This is a genomic window from Bradyrhizobium sp. Ec3.3, assembly GCF_000472925.1.
Lineage (GTDB): Bacteria > Pseudomonadota > Alphaproteobacteria > Rhizobiales > Xanthobacteraceae > Bradyrhizobium.
The window spans coordinates 72177-85833 of the sequence record NZ_AXAS01000014.1; the positions used below are offsets into that span (position 1 = coordinate 72177).

Annotated in this window: 19 protein-coding genes; 13 read left to right on the forward strand and 6 right to left on the reverse strand. The window is 60.7% G+C overall.

Annotated features, from left to right (window positions below; translation table 11 throughout):
• Positions 1–216 precede the first annotated feature (216 nt).
• On the forward strand, positions 217–348 hold the full coding sequence (locus tag YUU_RS62345) for a hypothetical protein (protein ID WP_256375276.1): 132 nt from the start codon (positions 217–219) through the stop codon (positions 346–348).
• 27 nt (positions 349–375) lie between these two features.
• Here the strand turns inward: YUU_RS62345 and YUU_RS0115965 are convergent, their stop codons facing one another.
• A complete protein-coding gene (locus YUU_RS0115965; protein ID WP_245288023.1) occupies positions 376–642 on the reverse strand; it encodes a hypothetical protein in 267 nt (88 codons plus the stop codon).
• 158 nt (positions 643–800) lie between these two features.
• Between YUU_RS0115965 and YUU_RS0115970 the strand changes: the two genes are divergently transcribed.
• Both YUU_RS0115970 and YUU_RS0115975 read left to right on the forward strand, forming a co-directional pair.
• The gene (locus YUU_RS0115970) at positions 801–1379 is read left to right on the forward strand and encodes a TIGR00645 family protein (protein ID WP_027523293.1); all 579 of its coding nucleotides are present in this window, start codon (positions 801–803) and stop codon (positions 1377–1379) included.
• A gap of 16 nt (positions 1380–1395) precedes the next feature.
• Positions 1396–1866, forward strand: coding sequence for a GNAT family N-acetyltransferase (locus YUU_RS0115975; RefSeq protein WP_027523294.1), 471 nt, complete (start codon positions 1396–1398; stop codon positions 1864–1866).
• 34 nt (positions 1867–1900) lie between these two features.
• Here the strand turns inward: YUU_RS0115975 and YUU_RS0115980 are convergent, their stop codons facing one another.
• Positions 1901–2218: a DUF1476 domain-containing protein gene (locus YUU_RS0115980; protein WP_027523295.1), complete on the reverse strand. Its 318-nt coding sequence runs from the start codon at positions 2216–2218 to the stop codon at positions 1901–1903.
• Positions 2219–2453: 235 nt separating this feature from the next.
• Here YUU_RS0115980 and YUU_RS0115985 point away from each other — a divergent pair, with 235 nt between their 5' ends.
• The 5 genes from YUU_RS0115985 (at position 2454) to YUU_RS0116015 (ending at position 5528) form a co-directional block, all read left to right on the forward strand.
• On the forward strand, positions 2454–2678 hold the full coding sequence (locus tag YUU_RS0115985) for a hypothetical protein (RefSeq protein ID WP_027523296.1): 225 nt from the start codon (positions 2454–2456) through the stop codon (positions 2676–2678).
• Positions 2679–2964: 286 nt separating this feature from the next.
• Positions 2965–3243: a DUF3551 domain-containing protein gene (locus tag YUU_RS50975; protein ID WP_035662539.1), complete on the forward strand. Its 279-nt coding sequence runs from the start codon at positions 2965–2967 to the stop codon at positions 3241–3243.
• A gap of 334 nt (positions 3244–3577) precedes the next feature.
• Complete coding sequence (locus tag YUU_RS60250) at positions 3578–3745, forward strand: hypothetical protein (protein WP_198031764.1); 168 nt, start codon at positions 3578–3580, stop codon at positions 3743–3745.
• Positions 3746–4754: 1009 nt separating this feature from the next.
• A complete protein-coding gene (locus tag YUU_RS0116010) occupies positions 4755–4991 on the forward strand; it encodes a hypothetical protein (protein WP_027523299.1) in 237 nt (78 codons plus the stop codon).
• A 345-nt stretch (positions 4992–5336) separates the two neighbouring features.
• Positions 5337–5528, forward strand: a complete 192-nt coding sequence (locus YUU_RS0116015; RefSeq protein WP_027523300.1) for a hypothetical protein — start codon at positions 5337–5339, stop codon at positions 5526–5528.
• 1235 nt (positions 5529–6763) lie between these two features.
• Here YUU_RS0116015 and YUU_RS0116030 read toward each other — a convergent pair.
• Positions 6764–7057, reverse strand: coding sequence for a hypothetical protein (locus YUU_RS0116030; protein ID WP_027523303.1), 294 nt, complete (start codon positions 7055–7057; stop codon positions 6764–6766).
• A gap of 421 nt (positions 7058–7478) precedes the next feature.
• On the opposite strand from YUU_RS0116030, the gene YUU_RS50980 reads away from it, so the two are divergent.
• From YUU_RS50980 to YUU_RS50990, 3 genes are all read left to right on the forward strand, one after another.
• A complete protein-coding gene (locus YUU_RS50980) occupies positions 7479–7763 on the forward strand; it encodes a hypothetical protein (protein WP_051389763.1) in 285 nt (94 codons plus the stop codon).
• Positions 7764–8170: 407 nt separating this feature from the next.
• Positions 8171–8653 carry a hypothetical protein gene (locus tag YUU_RS0116045; protein ID WP_027523304.1) on the forward strand — a complete coding sequence of 161 codons (483 nt, stop codon included), beginning with the start codon at positions 8171–8173 and terminating at the stop codon, positions 8651–8653.
• Between the two features lie 963 nt (positions 8654–9616).
• Positions 9617–10204 (forward strand): hypothetical protein, encoded by a 588-nt coding sequence (locus YUU_RS50990; RefSeq protein WP_051389764.1) that lies wholly within the window; start codon positions 9617–9619, stop codon positions 10202–10204.
• Positions 10205–10401: 197 nt separating this feature from the next.
• On the opposite strand, the gene YUU_RS60840 is transcribed toward YUU_RS50990, so the two are convergent.
• Positions 10402–10785 carry a hypothetical protein gene (locus tag YUU_RS60840; RefSeq protein WP_156944324.1) on the reverse strand — a complete coding sequence of 128 codons (384 nt, stop codon included), beginning with the start codon at positions 10783–10785 and terminating at the stop codon, positions 10402–10404.
• Positions 10786–10879: 94 nt separating this feature from the next.
• Between YUU_RS60840 and YUU_RS0116060 the strand changes: the two genes are divergently transcribed.
• Both YUU_RS0116060 and YUU_RS62350 read left to right on the forward strand, forming a co-directional pair.
• A complete protein-coding gene (locus YUU_RS0116060) occupies positions 10880–11341 on the forward strand; it encodes a hypothetical protein (protein ID WP_156944325.1) in 462 nt (153 codons plus the stop codon).
• A gap of 543 nt (positions 11342–11884) precedes the next feature.
• Positions 11885–12007, forward strand: coding sequence for a hypothetical protein (locus tag YUU_RS62350; protein ID WP_256375277.1), 123 nt, complete (start codon positions 11885–11887; stop codon positions 12005–12007).
• A gap of 17 nt (positions 12008–12024) precedes the next feature.
• Here the strand turns inward: YUU_RS62350 and YUU_RS0116070 are convergent, their stop codons facing one another.
• The gene (locus tag YUU_RS0116070; protein ID WP_027523306.1) at positions 12025–13017 is read right to left on the reverse strand and encodes a formate dehydrogenase subunit gamma; all 993 of its coding nucleotides are present in this window, start codon (positions 13015–13017) and stop codon (positions 12025–12027) included.
• Positions 13018–13060: 43 nt separating this feature from the next.
• The gene (gene fdh3B, locus YUU_RS0116075) at positions 13061–13657 is read right to left on the reverse strand and encodes a formate dehydrogenase FDH3 subunit beta (RefSeq protein WP_027523307.1); all 597 of its coding nucleotides are present in this window, start codon (positions 13655–13657) and stop codon (positions 13061–13063) included.

The following is a 13657-nucleotide window of genomic DNA, read 5'->3' on the forward strand; positions in this document are numbered from 1 at the left end:
TTGGCGTTTGCCTGACTGTGCCTGAGCCCTGGCGTTCGCCTGAGGCGCGCCAACCTTTCCCCTTAATCATCTGCCGCGATGTTGCGGCGCAATACGCTGCCAGTCGGCACGTCCAGTATTTCCGGACTGTCTGCTTCCCTTTTAGTTGATTGAATTTCCGTCCCTCGCGCCTCGACTCAACTTTGATGAGGCCATCACCAACGAGGGTGACGAGACATGCTTGCCGAGAAATTCTTCCTGGTTCTGGAAACGCTGATCCGGACGAGCCGCACTTATCCGGACGGAAGTCCGCGTGTCGTCAGCAGTTCCCCGCACGTGCCGGTCAAGCTGCCGAGCGAGAGCAAATAGCCAGCGACCCACCCGGTCTGCGCGCGCTCAGCGCAAGCCCAGCACCGAGCGGCGATAACCGCTGCTCTTGGCTTCGTTGAGGCAGACGAAGCTGCCATCGAACCCCTGCCCGTAGAGCTTCTGGCCCTTGGCGTAGTAGCGCCCCTTCCTGAAATCCAGCCACACCACCTTGTCCGTCGGACAATAGCGCTGCGCCTGGTCCGCGTAGCGAAATGGCGTCAGCGGCAGCGCGGCCGCTTCGGTGATCACGGCTCCGCAGAGCACGATGGTTGCAACAGCCGCAATCGTCCGCACGATGTCTCCAATGATCTCAGCTGAAAATCAGCGCCGCCCGGAGGTCAGGATAGCATCATGCCGCAGGCGGCGCATGATCCCGACGTCGCGTCTTCCGCAGGCCATCATGTCGGGCTACATCTGGCCTCCGTGCAACCGAAGCGGGGAATTGCCTGAAAATGTCGAGCGAGCCTGAAACGACGAGCCAGCCCCGCCTTCCGGCCTCGCCACGCCTGCGCGCGCTGCCGATGGTCATCTTCGGCTCGCGCTGGCTGCAGCTGCCGCTCTATCTCGGGCTGATCGTCGCGCAATGCGTCTACATCGCGCTGTTCGTCAAGGAGCTCTGGCATCTGTCCTGGCACGCGCTCGACCTGACCGAGCAGCAGATCATGATGAGCGTGCTGGCGCTGATCGACGTGGTCATGATCTCGAACCTCCTGGTGATGGTGATCGTCGGCGGCTACGAGACCTTCGTCTCGCGGCTCGACCTCCAGGGCCATCCGGACGAGCCGGAATGGCTCGGCCACGTCAATGCGAGCGTGCTGAAGATCAAGCTCGCGATGGCCATCATCGGCATCTCCTCGATCGCGCTGCTGCGCACCTTCATCGAGGCCGGCAATCTCGGCTCCGGCCGCGCCAGCTTTACCGAGCAGGGCGTGATGTGGCAGGTCCTGATCCACATCACCTTCGTGGCGTCGGCGATCGGGATTGCCTTCGTCGATCGCCTGAGCGACACGGCCGCGCGCAACCACGAATGACGCCGGATCCACCCGCGTGACGGACACCGATTTCTCATTCAGGGCCGCCCGCCGCGAAGACGCGGAAACTGTTTTCAATCTCACCAAGGCGTCGATCAGCGGCCTTTCCGGAGAATCCTATTCCCGCGACCAGCTCACGAACTGGATGGGCGACCGCACGGTGGCGTTCTACGAAGAGCTCATCGCCAGGGGACGAATGACCGTGGGCCTGCGCGATAGCAAGGTGATCGGCTTTGTCGATGCGGAGCCAGGCGAAGTCACCCGCTTGTTCATCCTGCCCGAAGCGGCGGGCACGGGACTTGGGCGGAGACTGCTGGAGATCGGGATAGCCGAGGCGAAGGTCGGCCACGAGGGGCCGATCAGGCTCGAGGCGACCATCAACGCCGAAGGCTTCTACCGCAAGCACGGCTTCAGGAGCATCAAGCGGGGCTACTTCTCCCACGGACTCGGCGGCGAGCCGATCGAGATCGTCCACATGGAGCTGTGACCTTCGAAAGACATCTGCACGATCGGGACGCGCCCTATTCGGGGCCCTTCAGCTGCTGCACGGCCTGGTGCAGGAATTCCTGGAGCTTCTGCGCAACCTGCTCGGGCGTGATTCCCTTGCCGGCGAGGTCGCCGGAGACCTTTCCCAGGACATCATCGACCGTCCTGCTATCGAGATTGGCGGTCACGAGCTCCGTCGAGTAGCGGGTTGCGGCATCGCCGCTCAGCCCGAGCTGCTCGGCTGCCCACATGCCGAGCAGCTTGTTGGATCGGGCCGTGGCCCTGAACATGAGCTCCTCGTCGTGAACGAATTTGGCCTCAAAGCCCTGCTCGCGCTTGTCGAACGTGGTCATGGTCAGGCTCCCTCCCGTTACGATCGTCACCGTGCTCGCTTTGCCACCTGCTTCGAATTTCCCTGGTCGATTCGCCGGCCGAACGGTGGAACCACCGGCGCCGGTCGTCGGGGATCAGGTCATGAGCGGGATTATAGCACAGGCGCGGTGACCAGCCTGAGGCCAGCCCCGCCTGATTTACTACTCATTAAGGAGAATCGCGGTTGGCTTGTCCCCAACCACCGGGAGACAGCGCATGAACAGAGAGCTGCGGGAATTCCGCCGTTTGGAGCGTGTGTGTCTGGAGCAGGCGGAGCTCTCCACCCTCGACCTCGCGCGGATCGGCCTGTTGAAGGTCGCCGCGGATTGCCGCGTCGCAGCTGAAGCAATTGAAGCCAAATCGCCGGCACGTCCGACCGCCGGCTTCATCGCGGCGCTGAAGCAAACCCTCAGTCCCGTGCGCTCGTTCCGCCGGCACTGAACAAAACCCCCTCGCCTGAAGGTCAGCCCATGCAAAAACACCCCCGGCATGTGACTGCCGGGGGTGTGTTTTTTAAATAATGGATAGGTAAAGCAATGCGGGATCTGTAGCAGGCGATCGGCATTGCGGATGTGAAGCAGTTCACAAATGGCGAGAAAAAATGCGCCTGGGTGGACCGACGGGCCTTTCGGCCTAATCCTCAACACGCTTGATCGCGTTGAAGCGGCGCGTGCAACGATTCGAGGTCTTGCCCGCCGCCGAAGGCCCTACGACAGGAGATATGATCATGCGCACGACGCTAGCCATCTTGGCGCTGCTGGCCGCGGCAACGGCCGCTCACGCAGGCTCCGCCCTTCCCGCCTCCTACGACTACCCCTGGTGCGTCTTTGGCGAGGAGCTCGGCTGGTCCGGCGACTGCTCGTATGAAACGAGGGCGCAGTGCCTGGCGTCCGCCTCGGGGCGCTGGAACACCTATTGCGATCTGAATCCGCGCGCCCGGTTCAGGCAGCAGCAGACCGGACAGCCGCCGGGCGTGCCGCAGCCCCGGGGGTACCGCAGGCAGTGAAGCTTCCGCCCGGCGCACACCGATCAGATCATCTGCGTCGAAAAACAGCCGCGGGCCGGCACGGGACACGGCCGAACAAAAGTCTCGAAAACAACCCCATGCAAAGTAGCCGGGGCATCGCCGGCAAGGATTGCCTCAGCGACGCCCGCGATTGACACGTCGGGCAAATCACCAACATCGGGCCTGGCCGCACGCGTCACCAGCTTGTCCTGGCGCAATTCCTGGCGCGATCGTGAGGATCGCCTGGCCGATATTCCTCACGCTGCCGTCATAAATCCGCAATCTTGCGGCGATCTGCCCCTTCCACAACGCTGGGACAACACTGGGGTAAGTGATGAGCCAACGCACACAACCAGGAACGGCGCCACGTGATCGCATTTTGGAAGCGGCTCGAAGGGAACTCACTGAATTCGAGCGACGAGAGATCGAATTTCGCAAGAAGGATCGCGAAGAACGCGCCGCCGAGCTACGGCTCCCCTTGAAGGAAATCAAAGTCCACTGACCTTGAAGACTGAGTGCGAGGATCACCTCGCGGTTGGAAGCTGAAAGACGCTTGAATAGCTCAGGCGGCTTGTTGGCGCCGGCAGCGAATAGGGAAACGCGACAGCATGCACAATGTCTTCCTCGGCATCACCTTCGTTGGAGTCGTCGTGGTCGTCTTTACCGCTCTCGTCGCCCTTGAAAGGATGATCGGGTAGTTTCTGCCGCATTGTGGCAAAGGGGGCGTTGGCCGAAGGCTCCCCTCAGCGCGAGGCTTTCTCTCGCGCAGCATTCAGATCAGCCTTTATTCCTGCGACCGCCGCTCCATTGGCGGGCTCTCGATTTGGGGGCGGCTCGTTGAGGTCGCGGGCCCATGGCGCACCCGATGACGCGCCCGATCGGGCCGCCGGCCTCGCTTGGTCGGAATTCACGCAAGCAGAGACAAGTACACCAACAAGGGTCAGCGAACCTGCCCATCTCATCAGCCGGATGCGCATGCGCATTAAACCGGTTGCCCCAAGAATCGATCCTCGAAATCGATCCGCGGTTCACAATCACTGATCGGGGAATTCTCAGGCTCCCAGACTGCGATCGTGATTTCGGCGTCCGGCACGTCCGTCGCTCCGTTGCTACTTTTACGACGCCTTGTGGCCGCTCCAAGGTTGAGGGACACTGTTCTCATTTCAGGCAGTCATTTGGGGGCAGGTCATGCCCAAGATTCTGGAAGACCTATTGTGGTGCGCGGCCCTGGCGACATGGCTCATGCTTCTCTGCGGCTTCGCCGTCGCGGCGTTGCGGCCTCTCGCCAAGACCATTCGCCGGCAACTCGAGATGAGGCTGAGGTCGAAAGAGAAGCGGAGCTGAGCAGCGACGCTTCGGCCAAATCCGCTGTCGTCGGTTCGCTGCGGGCGCAGTCAAGATGTGACGCGCATCAAGAACGTGGCAGGCCTGCGTTGCCGCCCTGCCCGCCCCCGGAACTATTTACAGATGCTGGACATTTCAGCTTACGGGCAGGCTCTTGGAGCTTTGGAATGGGTATGCTCGACCCTGGTCGCTTTCTGATCTCGTGTCCGCAATGCGAGGCCTGGCCGATGTCGGCCAGTCTCAAGCACGCAAGCTGGTCGAGCCGACCGCATGAGGTGAAGTTCGTCTGTCCGAAGTGCCGCCGTCAGGAAACCGCCATCATCTCGGCTTCCGGCGAGTTGACGCCGATCAAGCCGCGCGCCGCGCCGGCCCTGGCAGCGCAGCCGAAAGGCCGTGTCGTTTGATTGTGGTGTGAGTTACGACAAGCGAGACAGGCGCGATGATCGAGGCCACCTCGGGTACGGCCTAAAATGGTGTCAGGAGCGGGAGTTCTTGACGCCGTCACGAACGAATTAAAGCCTCTCGATTCACCTATGTGCTCGCCGGAACCAGGCCTCCAGGGAAAACTAGGAAATCCGGGGGCTGAGCTTTTTCATTTCATAATTTCTGTGAAGCCCGGGAAGGCCGCTGATCGTGACAGCGGCCTTGCTTCTGGAACGCACAGATGGAGTTAGGACGAGGCGGCAATTGGCGCCGCAGCTTCGCTCCGTTTCCAAATCGGGGGCTAACCTCGTTTGTTAGAGCGTTGAATGATGCCAGAAACCGCGCAGTTGCCAACATTCGATAATACGGTGCACGCATCCGCTGATAAGGCCCAAGAGAACCCGCAGGATCGTGTGTTCGGATTTTTGCTATTGACCACCTTGCTGACGACGACGGGCGTTTGGGTCTACTTTCTCGCACGCATCTTCTGGGCTGCTGCCGTATGGATCATGAGCTAATTTCGGCCCTGCGCCTTCTGATGACAGCCGCCGGCTAATCCGGTCCTACTCTTCCTGGTGCGGGAGTGGGATAGGCTTGTAATTCTGGCGACCCAGGAACGTGTCCTGACCGGCGGATTCTTCAAGGATCCTGAGCGACTTGGTCACGACCTTTCCGATATGCAGCCTATGATTGGCAATCTCGACTGCCAGGTTTTCGCAGCGATATGTGACCCGGTCCTTTTTCATCGTCCGACCTCAGAATTAGGACACTGCCGAAAAACGGCCCCGGCACCACCTACAATGCCGGGGCCGTCAGAGTTTGCTTGACGGTATTGTGGGCCAAGCGGAGCGAGCCTAGATCGGTGCGGTATTTTGTTATGTCCAATTTTGTACTGAGGAACCGATTTGAAATTTGCCGACTTTTCCCGATTTGATTTGCGTTGACGGACCCCGGTCGCCTTTTCCAGCCGGGCAGACATTTGAGTTCCCGATCTGTTGTCGTACCGGGGCTTATTTCAACATGGAATTAGCTCAGCGCTTTCGAACCGAGGCCGCTTGTGCCGATAACAAAGAATGGCCCCAGCCGTTGGCGGCAAAGTGAGGCCTGCGGTCGGCTCCAGTCTGTTTACCGAGGGGAACTCAAGTGACCGGAACACGGTCAAGACCATGCGAAATTGCCGCGTATTCCCGACTCGGGTAATCCAGCGATGGAGCGCGAGCTCTGATCGCCGGCCACGGCAAATGCCGCACGGTATGCGCGATGGGACTACTCCTAAAGAAGTAACGTGGCACCTCCGGTTGGAGATGCCAGCATCCAGCCGCCGTTGCGAGGACTACATCGGAACACGTCCGCATTTACCGCAGGTTGCAAGAATCCCGGACGGGATGTATTTTTGTCGCGTTATCGAACCATGAATATTTATCAATTCGGATTTATAGCATGGTTGCTCAAACGACCTTTGTGGTTGGCACTCGCGTCAAGATAAGCCAGCTCGGTGCCCTTCAGTGCCCCGATCTGGCTAACAAGACCGGCACGGTCGTCGAAGTCAGTCTTCGTACCACCGGCATCACCGTACTGTTTGATGGCGGGGCAAGACCAACTTGCCTCCACCAGGACTACTTGTCTCCTCTGGGGTGACAGGCATGCGCGGCCTTCGCCGACGGCGCATCATGTGCGATCGGCGGCGGCTGGCCACGAAACATTGTTGGTGCTCAGCCGTAATTTTGTGTTTTCCCCGCGGTCGTCCGCAGGGTCATAACGGCCGTGGCAACAACAGGATCAGCAGCAGCGCCAAGGTAAAATCCAAAGCGAGTGCGAAGCTGATGCGATCGGCCAACATGGAGACGATGTTTCTGAGCGACGTGATTGGCTGCTGCCCCAACCGACTGTCATCCCTGGCATGTGAAACGTTTGGCCGCGGAGGCCCGAGATATGGCGCATATGCCAAATATTCGGCATATCGTCTGCGTGAGACGACTTCGCGGGTGCCGTAGCCTACGGCAAAACCCAATCCGACGGCCGCGAACAGAATTGCCAAACCGAGCATAGAATTACTACTCCCGCTGCCCTCACTTCGGTCGTCGTTAACCCGGTTTGGTCGAATTCGATCCTCAGCGGAGCCGGTTCCCCGCCAGCCTTTCCCCACGACCCGCAGTAGCCCGCGGCCATTGCGAGCCTCCCAAAAATCGATAATTTGCGAGGTACTTCGGAAGCCGCCTTGATCGCGGCATGCCTCGCCCAGTCCGACGTCATCCTTTTACCCACGCTGACGGTCGGCCTGTGAAGATCAGCCTCGGCCAGATGTCCGCGATCAGCGTGGGCGGCGGGACCGTACCCATTAAGAGCATTGATCTCCCTCAAAAGAACCGCCGTCCGGATTCCACAGCCGGTCTATTTATCGAGTCGCTGACGTTGGCGGACTGAGACCGCGCGCTCTCGCTACCGTCTCTTGGAGGGGAGCCGTGCGGATGACCCGCTTCTTCTTCCACGCCCACGGTGGCATTTCCGTCTTCGATGACGTCGGGCTGGAGCTTCCGGACGTCGCCGCCGCGCAATTGGTAGCGATCGAAGTGTGCAGGAATATTCTCAACGAAGGACCGGAGGGACCATTTTGGCAGGACCTCAACTGGCGCGTCGAGGTTACCGACGGGCCCGGGATCTGCGGGCAGACTTTCCTTGTCGTTCAGTTTTCAGTTACGCGCACAGCGATCACCCCTGACGCGGCGGCCGGCAGCAGTTTGGGATCAATGTGAGAATCGTAGCCGTCCGGCTAGTGAGCGCGAACTTTAGCCGTGCCGTGGCTCGAGGCACACGCGCGGTGAGCTATTCCTTCGAAACGCCAGAAAGTGACAGAGTCAGTCGCTCCGCAGCGATCGCACGTCAATCGCTCCTCGCCGAGCATGTAGCGTCCGCGGTTCGTGGGAGTGGCATTTTTGCAAGATGGACAAACCAACAAAAAATTGCGCATGCGCCAGCGCATCACCAGACTATCCAACACCTTCGAACGCCCCTTCGTGAGTTCAGGTATCTCGCACAGGTGGAGATTAGCGGACCTTTGCACGTCTGAATGTTCGATTGCGAACACAGGAACCGCGATTGCCATAGGCATAGTGGCGTCCTGTCCGGCAGGTGTTAGGCTGGGCACAACTGCGAGAGAGCCATGAGTGATGACTCGAAGGATGCCGGCCTTATGGCGCTGATCAGCGGCATTCTCGGCGGCAAGCGCGCGGAGCAACCAGCTTCCGAGCCGCATCCGCTCGCTGAGGCCTCCCCGTCAGCGCCGACGAGCGTGCCCGCAACCGCACCTCCGGCGCCCGAGATGCCGCCAACGCTCCAAGAAGAGCCTCTGGCCGCGTCCGCGCCGCCAAAGAAGCCCATCGTTCCCACGTCCGCCGGCAACCACGATGAAAAACGCGCGCGATTGCCGGCCGTGGCGATCGCCGACCTCGTCCTTGGGGAGCTTCGCAAAGTCGATGGCTTTCCGAAATCCGGGGTCTCGATCACCGTCTACGGATATCGGCCCTGGAACGCTATGATCAAGTTCGCACCGTTCTCGACCACTTCCCAGAACGCCGCACGCCTGCGACATGCTCTACCCGACATCGTCTTCAAGCTTCGGCAATACGTCGATCTCGAGGGATAACAGTGCCACCTTCTCTGATCGCACGGTCACCGCCTGCGGTGACCACCCGGTGACCGGGCTGAGCGACATCGCACGCCAGCCGGCCCTTGTACTCAACGCCACATCCGTTCCATGGCCATCTCGCCCATTCCTACGCAATTGCCAACGCTGGTCTTGCGGATCGCAATACGCTTGCCATGCCGCCCCGTGTTAACCCTGTCTCAGATCTTCTCCCCCTACCTGCGCCGGCTGGTTCGTTTCCGCCGCTAAGCCGCCTCATTGGATCTTTGCAATCGTCTCCGATTTTCGGGAGCTCATTTCCGGCGGGCTTTGAGCGAGGCTTCCTCCTCGGACAGCGTGAAATCAGATGAGAGTGGCTCTCATCCTTGTTGGCCTCAGTACCCTCGCGGCGATGGAGTTCGAGACCCCGCCGCGCACGACAAAGCCTGTGAGCGAACCACCCGCTCAGGCGGCCGTTGGCTCGTCCGATACGCTGACGACGGCGGACCGTCTCGTAATCCCGCACATGCTTGAAGCGCCACCGCAGCCGATCTCCTCGAGCGAAGTGATGCCTCCGCCGGATCAAATCTCAATTGTTGCGCAAGAGCCTTCGAAGATCGTCAGGCAACGGAGCGCACGCGGAAGAAAATCCGCGGTTGTGCCGCCCAGAGCTCGGCCCGAGCAGCGAATTTCCAAGGCAACTGTGAAACTCAATCGCGCCAGGCCGGTCGCGGAGGTCAAACCCTGTCCGTCAGGTGTCTTCGACAGCCTGCTCCAGGCATTGAACCTACCATCGCGATGCCAGACCTAGCCCCACGATTCCTCTGTAATGAGGCGGCCGACGGCAAGGCGCGATGCCTCGCGCATGCGGCAGAGCAAACACACCGCCCCGGCGAAATCCGCCCCCCTCGCCCAGACGAGCGCGGGTACGTTGTCACCACTCGGGGATGGCTGTCCGCGGAATCCATCACAGCTGCACTTGGCGTGGCGATTGGCCTGGCCTTCGTCGCAAGTTTCATCCTGTTCCGCGACGCGCATTTGAACCGGAAATTGATCGACAAGACGGCCGCAAAGGCATTGGTCGAGCGCATTATCGTCGCCGAGTCCAATGGTGACTCGAATGCCAGGAACAAGCGGTCGAGTGCTACCGGTGCTGCCCAGTTTCTCGATGACACGTGGCTCGAAGCAGTTCGAAGGCACCGGCGCGATCTGATCCAGGGGCGCAGCGACAAGGACGTGCTGGACCTGCGGCGAGATCCCGAGCTTGCGCGAGAGATCACCACGCGACTGGTCGAGGAATATGCCGCGATCCTCAACAAGCGCGGTCTGCCGATCACACCCGGTTCTCTCTATCTCGTTCATTTCGCGGGACCGGCGGGTGCCGTAGCGCTATTGTCCGCCGCGGAAAATGCCGATGCGGCTTCCCTTATGGCCGCCGCTGACGCGACGGGTCGGACCACACGCGACAAGCTGGTCAACGCCAATCCGTTCCTCAAGGCGCTGACGGTTGCCGACATCAAGGGGTGGGCAGATCGCAGGATGGCGGTAGGCACTTCGCCAGGACGCTTGTGAGAGCTAAAGAGGCCTCGCAACAGCAGCAAAGAAGATTTTCCACGCAATCGATATCGTCGCGCGCGGACCAGCCCGGTGAGAGACGTGCCTCGCCAACCCCAGGACGGACAATGTCCATCCGGCGGCGGTTTCAATGCGCGTATGGTAGCGACCGGACCAAAGCCTCATCGACAGCCAAGGGCCGGCGGCCAGCGCCTCTAGTCCGTCTTGGCCTCATGCGCTCGGATCAGCGCGAGATTTTTCAGAACGCGCTCGGCCAATGACTCCTGTTCGGAATCGCGCTCGCGATGCGAACGTTGGCCTGTCTCATAGTTCGCGAGGTCCTTGCGGTCGTTATCTACCGCCCAACGAAGCCGACCGATGGATTTCATCGAATTTGCCCGCCAAAATGTGCCCAAATCGGCGGCCCAGCACACTGCCCCCGCCGAAACGTGTGCCGGGCCTAGCCAGTCTTCGCTGGTCGAACGCTGACCGGCTAGTGTCGATATTGGGGCAAAAATGTGATTTTGGAAATTGCTCGGCTGCAACACTCGATAGAATTCAGAAGCGCCGCGCCAGCAAGCTTGAGACGGCGCCGGCAAGCTGGGCCCATTCCATTGCAAGGAGCCCCTCGTCTTATTCTGGGCTGATTCCGACGCGACGCTTGGATCTGAGCAACGCTCGGGACCAACCGGCATGATCAGGGTTATTGCCGTTTGCACAGTATGCGTGGTTGGCGTGGTTTCCCCGCTCGGCCCCAGCCGCGCGCCAGCACCCGATACCGACGTTGGCATGGCGTCGGATTTTCCGGCGGTCAGCGGCAACAAAAGCGATCGACTTCCGATCCGCGCCGAAGCAATCGCGCCCAAGGCCGCCGTTGAGGCGGATAAGCCGGCAGTACCGACACCCCAGATCGCTGTTGCTGCGCCGGCGGTCGAGCCCAAGACGGATCAAACGCAGCCCAGGTTCATTTCCCGTCACTGGCACGACCCGACTGCTTCGAAATACACGATCCAAAAACGCAGTGCCGCTGATGCGAAGAGGTCACAGACACCTTCGGTCGAAAAGCCAAAGCAAGCGACTGAAGTGAAAAACTGCAGCTCAGACGGATTGGCCCCTCTTCTGAGGCAGCTCAATCTGCAGCCGCCCTGCGACTGACGAGCTCCAGCGCAGGGCGCATCGCAGTACGATCAAGCGAAATCCAGCCTGCGTCGTTCTTTCGTTGTCAGTGCGATGCGCAGGATCGAAATGATTGTCCGCGTCTGCATCCGGGCTGGCTGGAGGCGAGCGCATCGCGCTGTTGACGCGAGCGCACATCCTGACCACCACGTCGGTCCGCCGCCTCCGCGGGCCACCCGCCTGTGCGTCCGAAGTGGGTGGCCCGCTTCCGAGGGCTGGATTTGAGCAGGGAGGCTCACGCCAGCTTGCTCGCCTCGCGATTAGACGGCCAGTCCACCAGGCCCGCAATTGAGAAACAGGATTACCCCCGCTCAGTCGACAATCACTTCGACATAAAATCATCGAAGCCAAAGAAATGGACCGACAGCGAGCGACGTTTTGTCCGTACAAGACGCCTGGTTCGGCGCCACCTTGCCATAATGGAATGGGCACCTCGGATTCGATCCGGAGCCCGGCCGGTCGTTTGTTCGTGACCGGACATCCTATATGATGATCGGTGAGCCAGCTTGTTGGAGGATCGCGATGAGGGCTTTCATCCTTGCCTGTGTTGCGACGATCGTAATCGCTGCGATTGGAGTTGCCGTGCTCGACAGCGTACAGCAACCCGTCGCAGAAGCCTTTGCGACGACGGGCGTGCGTCTGTAGGCAATGCGCCGCCAGCCCTATTCGGCTGCGGATGCAGCACGATGCGTTTGCGGCTGTGCCGACTGCTGCTCGAGCCACAGGCTGTGGTGCTCGCGCGCCCAATTGATATCCACCTCGCCCGATCCCATCGCCTCGAAGGCCCCTTCCATCCCGATCGTGCCGATGTAAATGTGAGCGATCATCGCGGCGATAAACAGCACGGCCACGACGGAGTGAACGATCTGGGCAATCTGCATGCCCTCGATTCCCGTCAGGTAGAAGGGAAACATGAGCTGATACCCGGTCACGGCGACGAGGCCACCGCCGATCACAACGATCCAGTAGATCCCCTTTTGGCCGGCGTTGAAGCGACGTGCCGGCGGATGATCGTGTCCGAACAGCCCGCCTCCGCGCTTGATCCACTCCAGATCCACCTTGTTCGGGATATTGCCGCCGATCCACATCAGAAAGATCAGCACGACGCCGATCGTGAAGGGGAAGCTCAAATAATTGTGAGCAAATTTCGCCCATAGCGACCATTCCGAGAAAGCGTCAAATCCAATCAGCGGAAGCAGCAGCGGCCGCCCGAACGTGATGTTCAGTCCCGAGATCGCCAGGATGACGAAGCAGGTCGCGGTCATCCAGTGCACGAAACGCTCAAATGTGTTGAATCGCACGATGGTACGGCCCGATCGTCCGCTTTCGAGGCGAACCATGCCGCGCGTCAAATAGTAGATCACGAGAACGGCCAACATGCCGAGGATGGCAACGCCGCCGATCCAGCGCAGCGCGACGTTGCGGAATTCACGCCACTCGCGGCCAGCCGGTTGCATCAGCACGCTGGAGCGCTGGTCGGGAATGCTGACGCGCCCCTGGATCCGGTCCATCTCCTGGAGCAACTGGCGTTCGTTGACCGAACTCGCCGTCGGATTGACCTGCTGCGCCGCCGACGGCGCCGGAACTGCCGTGATCAACAGAAGCAACGCCCACGCGCCGATGGCTGGACGAATGAACCTTGCAAATGAGGACATGAGCTCCTCCTCGGCATTTGTACCGCGTCGCCCGCGGCCTGCATCAGGACTCGATCGTCTCGCGATAGGCAGTCTTCCAGCCCCACGCGCCTGAGCCGTAACCGCGCTTCAGCACCCGCTCCTTATAGATCTGGGCGATGATCTCGCCGTCGCCGGCGAGCAGCGACTTGGTCGAGCACATCTCGGCGCACAGCGGCAGCTTGCCTTCGGCGAGACGGTTCGCACCGTATTTCTCGTATTCCTCCTTGCTGCCATCAGCCTCGGGGCCGCCGGCGCAATAGGTGCATTTGTCCATCTTGCCGCGCGAGCCGAAATTGCCGATCTTCGGATATTGCGGCGCGCCAAACGGACAGGCGTAGAAGCAGTAGCCGCAGCCGATGCAGAGATCCTTGGAGTGCAGAACCACGCCGTCGGCGGTGGTGTAGAAACAGTTCACCGGACACACTGCCGCACAAGGCGCATCCGTGCAGTGCATACAGGCCATCGAGACCGACCGTTCGCCCGGCTTGCCGTCGGCGATGGTAACGACCCGACGCCGGTTGATGCCCCACGGCACCTCGTGCTCGTTCTTGCAGGCCGTCACGCAGGCGTTGCACTCGATGCAACGGTCGGCGTCGCAGAGAAATTTCATACGTGCCAT

Coding starts and splice junctions, on each gene's coding strand:
- YUU_RS62345 (WP_256375276.1), top strand. CDS start 217: ATGCTTGCCGAGAAATTCTTCCTGGTTCTGGAAACGCTGATCCGGACG.
- YUU_RS0115970 (WP_027523293.1), top strand. CDS start 801: ATGTCGAGCGAGCCTGAAACGACGAGCCAGCCCCGCCTTCCGGCCTCG.
- YUU_RS0115980 (WP_027523295.1), bottom strand. CDS start 2,218: ATGACCACGTTCGACAAGCGCGAGCAGGGCTTTGAGGCCAAATTCGTT.
- YUU_RS0115985 (WP_027523296.1), top strand. CDS start 2,454: ATGAACAGAGAGCTGCGGGAATTCCGCCGTTTGGAGCGTGTGTGTCTG.
- YUU_RS50975 (WP_035662539.1), top strand. CDS start 2,965: ATGCGCACGACGCTAGCCATCTTGGCGCTGCTGGCCGCGGCAACGGCC.
- YUU_RS60250 (WP_198031764.1), top strand. CDS start 3,578: ATGAGCCAACGCACACAACCAGGAACGGCGCCACGTGATCGCATTTTG.
- YUU_RS0116010 (WP_027523299.1), top strand. CDS start 4,755: ATGGGTATGCTCGACCCTGGTCGCTTTCTGATCTCGTGTCCGCAATGC.
- YUU_RS0116015 (WP_027523300.1), top strand. CDS start 5,337: ATGATGCCAGAAACCGCGCAGTTGCCAACATTCGATAATACGGTGCAC.
- YUU_RS0116030 (WP_027523303.1), bottom strand. CDS start 7,057: ATGCTCGGTTTGGCAATTCTGTTCGCGGCCGTCGGATTGGGTTTTGCC.
- YUU_RS50980 (WP_051389763.1), top strand. CDS start 7,479: ATGACCCGCTTCTTCTTCCACGCCCACGGTGGCATTTCCGTCTTCGAT.
- YUU_RS0116045 (WP_027523304.1), top strand. CDS start 8,171: ATGAGTGATGACTCGAAGGATGCCGGCCTTATGGCGCTGATCAGCGGC.
- YUU_RS0116060 (WP_156944325.1), top strand. CDS start 10,880: ATGATCAGGGTTATTGCCGTTTGCACAGTATGCGTGGTTGGCGTGGTT.
- YUU_RS62350 (WP_256375277.1), top strand. CDS start 11,885: ATGAGGGCTTTCATCCTTGCCTGTGTTGCGACGATCGTAATCGCTGCG.
- YUU_RS0116070 (WP_027523306.1), bottom strand. CDS start 13,017: ATGTCCTCATTTGCAAGGTTCATTCGTCCAGCCATCGGCGCGTGGGCG.
- fdh3B (WP_027523307.1), bottom strand. CDS start 13,657: ATGGCACGTATGAAATTTCTCTGCGACGCCGACCGTTGCATCGAGTGC.